The sequence below is a fragment of the Streptomyces adustus genome (assembly GCF_009377175.1).
Taxonomy (GTDB): Bacteria; Actinomycetota; Actinomycetes; order Streptomycetales; family Streptomycetaceae; genus Streptomyces; species Streptomyces adustus.
The window spans coordinates 70,701-76,800 of the sequence record NZ_VJZD01000013.1; the positions used below are offsets into that span (position 1 = coordinate 70,701).

At 62.9% G+C, this 6,100-nt stretch carries 6 protein-coding genes; 3 read left to right on the forward strand and 3 right to left on the reverse strand.

What is annotated here, in order from left to right:
- The first annotated feature begins 14 nt into the window (after window positions 1-14).
- Both FNH09_RS49730 and FNH09_RS05405 read left to right on the forward strand, forming a co-directional pair.
- The gene (locus FNH09_RS49730) at window positions 15-836 is read left to right on the forward strand and encodes a transposase (RefSeq protein WP_338017477.1); all 822 of its coding nucleotides are present in this window, start codon (window positions 15-17) and stop codon (window positions 834-836) included.
- Window positions 833-1,231, forward strand: coding sequence for a hypothetical protein (locus tag FNH09_RS05405; protein WP_338017476.1), 399 nt, complete (start codon window positions 833-835; stop codon window positions 1,229-1,231). Before FNH09_RS49730 ends, FNH09_RS05405 begins: the two co-directional genes overlap by 4 nt.
- Before the next feature lie 46 nt (window positions 1,232-1,277).
- On the opposite strand, the gene FNH09_RS05410 is transcribed toward FNH09_RS05405, so the two are convergent.
- On the reverse strand, window positions 1,278-2,117 hold the full coding sequence (locus FNH09_RS05410) for an IS5 family transposase (RefSeq protein ID WP_162468149.1): 840 nt from the start codon (window positions 2,115-2,117) through the stop codon (window positions 1,278-1,280).
- A 447-nt stretch (window positions 2,118-2,564) separates the two neighbouring features.
- Between FNH09_RS05410 and FNH09_RS05415 the strand changes: the two genes are divergently transcribed.
- Window positions 2,565-3,389, forward strand: coding sequence for an IS5 family transposase (locus tag FNH09_RS05415; RefSeq protein ID WP_162468150.1), 825 nt, complete (start codon window positions 2,565-2,567; stop codon window positions 3,387-3,389).
- Between the two features lie 131 nt (window positions 3,390-3,520).
- On the opposite strand, the gene FNH09_RS05420 is transcribed toward FNH09_RS05415, so the two are convergent.
- Together FNH09_RS05420 and FNH09_RS05425 are read right to left on the reverse strand one after the other, a co-directional pair.
- A complete protein-coding gene (locus FNH09_RS05420; protein ID WP_152885580.1) occupies window positions 3,521-4,450 on the reverse strand; it encodes a hypothetical protein in 930 nt (309 codons plus the stop codon).
- A 360-nt stretch (window positions 4,451-4,810) separates the two neighbouring features.
- Entirely contained in the window at window positions 4,811-5,173 is a 363-nt protein-coding gene (locus FNH09_RS05425; protein WP_152885587.1) for a HesB/IscA family protein, read from the reverse strand.
- Window positions 5,174-6,100 lie beyond the last annotated feature (927 nt).

The window sequence follows — 6,100 nt, forward strand, 5'->3', positions numbered from 1 at the left end:
CACCAACGGCAACGGTGACCCAGGTACCTGTGTTCCACCGAAGCGGAGCACGGAACCCGCCGGCGGATCCCGAGACCAAGGGCGGAAGAGAGGCGACCGTCCGCATCGCGAAGGCGGACCTGGTGCCCACCTCGGCGAACCTGCTGCCCCAGTACAAAACGATGGGCCAACTCGAATCGGCCTGCCGGGAGTTCTGCGACACGGTCAACAACCGGGTCCACCGCGCCAGCCGCCGCAAGCCCGCCGAGGCCCTGCTCGAGGAACAGCAACGGCTGCACCCGCTGCCCAAGGAGCCCTTCACCGTCGCCTTCGGCACCACGCGGCGGGTGAACTGGGAGGCCGCCGGTGTCTCGAGGACCACGACGGGGCTGGACGCCAACAAGATGATGTCGGGCCGCAAGCGGGGACTGGCCGTCGACGTTCTGGGGCTGATCATCGGCGTCGTCGTGCTTGCCGCGTCCGCCCACGACAACGCCGCCGGCACCGCCCTGCTCGACCAGGCCGCCGAGCGGTGCGGGATGCGCCTGGAGAAGGCACTGGTGGACCAAGGCTTCAAGGACGAGGTCCTCATCCACGGTGCCCTGCTGGACATCGACGTCGAAGTCGTCCGCCGCAACTCGGCTGACCAGGGCAAAGGCTTCGTCCCGCAACCGAAGAGGTGGATCGTGGAGCAGGTCAACGGCACATTGATGCTGCACCGGCGTCTGGCCCGGGAGTACGACCACCGGCCCGACACCTCCACCTCGCGCGTCTACTGGGCCTCGATCGCGAACATGGCCCGCCGCCTCACCACACCGAGTCCGGCCTGGCGCGACACCCTCGGGCTGGCCGCGTGAACGTCATCGAACTCCTGGCCGACCTCCAGGCCCAGCACGACGAGACCGCAGCCCGGGCCGGTGAACTGCCTGACCAGATCCAGCACTTGACCGCCTCCCTGGCCGAGACCGAAGCGCGACTCGCGGACCTGGCCACCACCCGGAAGGTCATCGCCGAACTCGCACCGGCTGGAAGCCAACCCGCACCACCCGAGACGAACACCGCGTACCAGGCCATCGTGAACACCTTCAACCAGCACCCCGACCAAGAGTTCCGAGCCCGTGAGCTGCACGAACTCCTCGGCATGCCTACCGACGAGGCATCCGTCAACATCACCCGCAGCCGCCTCGGACGCCTCACCCGCCAAGGCTTCCTCACCCAACCCGGACGAGGCCGCTACCAGAAACGGACTTAACGACCTCTGAGAGGGCGTTTGATCTAGGTGGATTGCCCTTTATCTCCTAGTAAGTTCCTCGCCAGGTGGGTGTTGTCTCGTCCGTTATGCGCTTGGTGAGGTTGTCGATTGAGGCAACGTGGATCATGGCCTCGGAGCTGGCGGGCAGGGTCTCGTAGTCTCGGGCAAGCCGTCGGTGCTGCATGATCCAACCAATACTTCGCTCGACAACCCAGCGCCTTTTGACAACGTGGAAGCCGCGAACTCCTGGGTTTCTGTTGACGACTTCGACGTCGATTCCGAGGCTGGCGCCGTGCTCGATGAGAGCGTTCTTGAAGCCGGTGTCGACCCAGCTCTTGGAGATGGTTGGGTAGGTCTTCTTGGCCTGGTCGAGGAGCTGGATTCCGACGGCGTTCTCGGACAGGCTCGCGGCGGTGACAGTGACGGCGAGGATGAGTCCGATCGTGTCGGTGAGGATGCCCCGTTTCCTGCCGACGATCTTCTTGGCAGCATCGGTTCCCTGGCTGGTCAGGGGCACATTGGTGGAGGTCTTCACGCTCTGGGTGTCGATCACGGAAGCAGTCGGTTCGGGCTTGCGTCCTTCCTTCACGCGGGCCAGGCCGGTCAGTTCGTAGTTGAGCTGGGTAAGGATTCCCTCGTCGCGCCAGGCGGCGTAGTAGGCGTAGACAGTGCCATAGTTGGGGAAGTCGTGCGGGAGGTATTTCCAGGGGATTCCGGTGCGATTGACGTAGAGGAGTGCGTTGAATACGTCGCGCAGGTCGACCCTGGCCGGCTGCCCGGTGGGTCTGCGATCGAGCCGAGCCTTTCTCCAGGCCGTCAGCGTCGGCTCGATTAAGGCCCATCGGGCGTCGGACAGGTCGCTGGGATACGGCTTCCGCTGGCTCACGCCGTAGCGTGATCATGGATGCAGCGGACGGTGGCGTTCCGCCACTGCTGGGTGTTTCTGCCTGATCTTCAAACCAGACGGACTTCATCCACGAGAACCGGAGCAAACGGGCGGACGAGTTCACAGACCGATGGACACAAGGGTGCGCGTATGGGGTAAACACCCCAAACTTGGCGGCCGTGAAAGTTACTTAACGGCGCATACCATCTCTAAATGCCCACTGAGTGGGCGTTCACATGGGGTTCTTCCGGTATGCGGGTTTTACCCATGCCCCGCTTTGGCCGTCTTCACCACGTGCGGGCCATTCGTTCCCTGCAAGGTCCAGCACTCGGCTGAACGTCTCGCGCGGCTCCATACCCGGAAACCCGTCTAATTTGAAAATGCCCTGGACCCGCCCGAGTTCGAGCGGAATCCTTCCCTCCGCCGTCCTCGTGATCACGCTACGGCGTGAGCGAGCGCAAGCCGTACCCCAGTGACCTGTCCGACGCCCGATGGGCCCTGATCGAGCCGACGTTGACAGCCTGGAGAAAGGCCCGCCTCGAACGCCGGCCGACGGGGCAGCCGGCCAAGGTTAATTTACACGACGTATTCGACGCACTCCTTTACATCAACCGCACTGGAATCCCCTGGAAGTACCTCCCGCACGACTTCCCGGGACACGGCACCGTCTACTTCTACTACGCCGCCTGGCGCGACGAAGGAATCCTCGCCCAGCTCAACCACGACCTGACCGGCCTGGCCCGCGTCAAGGACGGACGCAAGCCCGAACCGACCGCCTCCGTGATCGACACCCAGAGCGTGAAGACCTCCACCAATGCGCCCCTGACCAGCCAGGGAACCGATGCCGCCAAGAAGATCGTCGGCCGCAAGCGCGGCATCCTCACCGACACCATCGGCCTCATCCTCGCCGTGACCGTCACCGCCGCCAGCCTCTCGGAAAACGCCCTGGGAATACGACTGCTCGACCAGGACAAGAAAACCTACCCGACCATCGCCAAAAGCTGGGTCGACACCGGCTTCAAGAACGCCGTCGTCGAGCACGGCGCACGCCTTGGAATCGACGTCGAAGTCGTCAACAGAAACCCCGGAGTTCGCGGATTTCACGTCGCCAAAAGGCGCTGGGTAGTCGAGCGAAGTCTCCGATGGCTCATGCTCCACAGACGCCTCGCCCGCGACTACGAGACCCTCAGCACCAGCTCCGAAGCCATGATCCACATCGCCTCGATCGACAACCTTGCCAAGCGCATAACGGACGAGACCACGCCGACCTGACGAGGAACCTACTAGGGCATACAGGGCAATACGACTAGATCAAATACCCTCTGAGAGGGTTCAGGACGCGCATCTTCAGGTGGCCGGCCGGGTCGGGCACGCGGTTCTGCGTTCGGCTGGCCGGCTCGTCTTCACGAGCCGCCAGGGCTGTCGGGGCAGATGACGAGGCGGTCCTGGGGCGTGAGTTGGACCTTGACGCGATGGTCGAGTTCGTTGGCGAGTTTCTGAGTGAACACGAGGACGACTTGGGGATCCTCGTTCGTGATGGTGAGGACGAGATCGGAGTTGTCCAGGCCCAGATGTTTGTCATGAGGGCGATTGGTGCGGAGGTGGTGATGGATATGATGGGCGGCCGTTGTCACGAATGGGGCAAATACTTCGGCGACCAGGAGAGCGTGTTCCTTCTGCGCGTTGGCGGTGTCAGCCCGGGGTGCCTTGAGCACCGCGCCTAGTTCTGACACAACACGCGAGGTTGCCTCGCCACCGAGTAGGTCGTGTAGAAGCAACCCGACCACGTGCCGGACTGCCCGCACAGGCAGAAGCCACGGCCCTCCCAACATGGTCTGTGCTGGGCTCGTAGATTGCTCGGTGGCGGCTACCGAAGGCTCCGGTCCCGCCTGCTGTTCATGAGCGATGACCGCTGTCGGATCCCCAGAGAGAGCACTGTGCGAGGTAGACAGCGCAGTTTCGAGTGCCGGCGTTCCCAACCCGTCGAGTATTTCCCCGTTCACCGTCTCCTCGCTGCTCCGCTTCGGAGACTGCTCCTCCGGTCTAGCCTCCCTGGAACCTGATGCAGGTTGGGTCTCGGCGACGACGTCGGACTCATTTTCCTGTGCGGCTGCGCTGTTGTGTTCGTCGGGAAGGGATTCAGAGGGGTCGATCACCGGCCGCTTTCCCTCCTGCATCTCGAAGTATGCGATGAGAGCGGCCACCCGAGCCCCGGGACCGGGCAGTCCCCATATATCGTGCGCAACCTCCGAGGGCACTGTGAAGCACACCACTTCATTGGGAAGGCCAGCCATCTTGTCGCCCCTTACCAGGTGAGACCCGAACCGCGACATGAAATCAGATCATGCCCGCACCACATACCATCGGACGTTCGTCAATAAGTCGATTGTCCCGCACAGGCCCGACGCACAACCTGGCGGTGCCACGGGTTTCCGGCCGGATCTGTGCTGCGAGGAGCGTGGCACTCGATCGGTGGCGGTATGCCGTACGGGATAATGGGCTACCACTCCCAGGTGTGAATGAATCCTCTTGTTCAGCAGGTGTGACCGGCAATGTTTTGCGGCTTGTCCAACAAGATATGGCCAGACGGCAAGTGCATGTCCCTGTGTAGCGGCAGTCGATGTCTAGGGAATCGACGATGGTTCGCCGTCCAAGGTCGGTCGGACATGGGCGGCGTGGCCTTGCCGCGTAATCTAATGGGAAGAATCTCCGCATGCGCACGATCCGGCGATGTTGGGGTTGTCGATGGTGAACCCCTGGTGATCGCTTGTGTCGGCGTAGTCGATTTCTGCGCCTCTCAGGTATGAACTGCTCGCCTGATCAATGGCCACTTCAAATCCGTTGAATGTGATGAGCGTGTCTCCGGATAGCGTCCTGTCGTCGAGGGAAAGCTGGTAATTGAGCCCGGAACACCCGCCAGGCTGAATCGCGATGCGCAGTCGGAGACCGGACCTGTCCTCTGTTGCGAGCAGCTCCTTCACTTTCTTGGCCGCCTCGTCGGTGAGTCGGACCACATCGCTGCTGTTCATCGCAATCACGTCGGGTCGAGTTGTCATTTCTACGTCCGGCTGAGGGGCTTCCGAAACGGTCACGAATTAGTTCCTTTGATCGAATTCTGTGAGGCTGCGAATTGATGTCATCGGCGATACAATGGGTAGCCCCTGAAATGGCGATCGCCTGGAAAGTTTCCCTGAAGGATAAGTCCGCGAACTCTGGGTTCCTTTCATGGCCTTGTGCGGCCTGTCTCGGCAATAACTCTATGACGCGTCCCTCGTCCGCGAAGGCGTGGGCACGTCGTATGCGCCTAAGAGGCAAGAACTCTGCCCTTAAGTTTTCTCGATGAGGTGATCTCGTGGTGGTGGCAGGTGAGGATGGCTGCGGGCAGACGCAAGGGTCATGGCAGGGCGCCATTTCGTGGAGATCATCGCTGCTGAACCGTTGGCGTCACGTGGAGCTATCTGCGCTGCCGAGCTGCTCTACTCCGGGCCGAGCCTGGATGGCCGCCCCATGGGGTGGCGGTCAAAGACTTGGCTCGCCCGGGGGCGAGTCCCCCCCCCCAGGGGCCGTTGCATGATCGCGTTTCGTCCGGAATGCTGTGCTGGCCCGTCTTTGGAGGGGATATCCCGGTTCGGGTAGGGGTTGGCGCAGTGCGGGCACGGTCTCAGTGATCATGTGAGTGTCGGAGTCTCATGAGCACCTGGTGAGTCCGTGCCTGTTCTTGCATCTTCTCTCATACCCGCCGTGCTGGCCCCCGTTGGGCCGGACTGCCGCGCCGGTTCCGCTGGCGGACGTGGTCGCACGGTCCGGTTTCCTGGTTCTGGTGCCCGACCCGCGGGGGGTCCGTGGCCGTTGCTGCCGGTTGTCTGTTCGGGTCGCCGCGGCCGCAGCGGGTGTCCTGGCCGGTGCCCGCTCGCTCACCGCGATCACGGAATGGATCAGCGACGTCCCCGTGTGGGCCTGCCGGATTCCCGGCTTCCCCACCG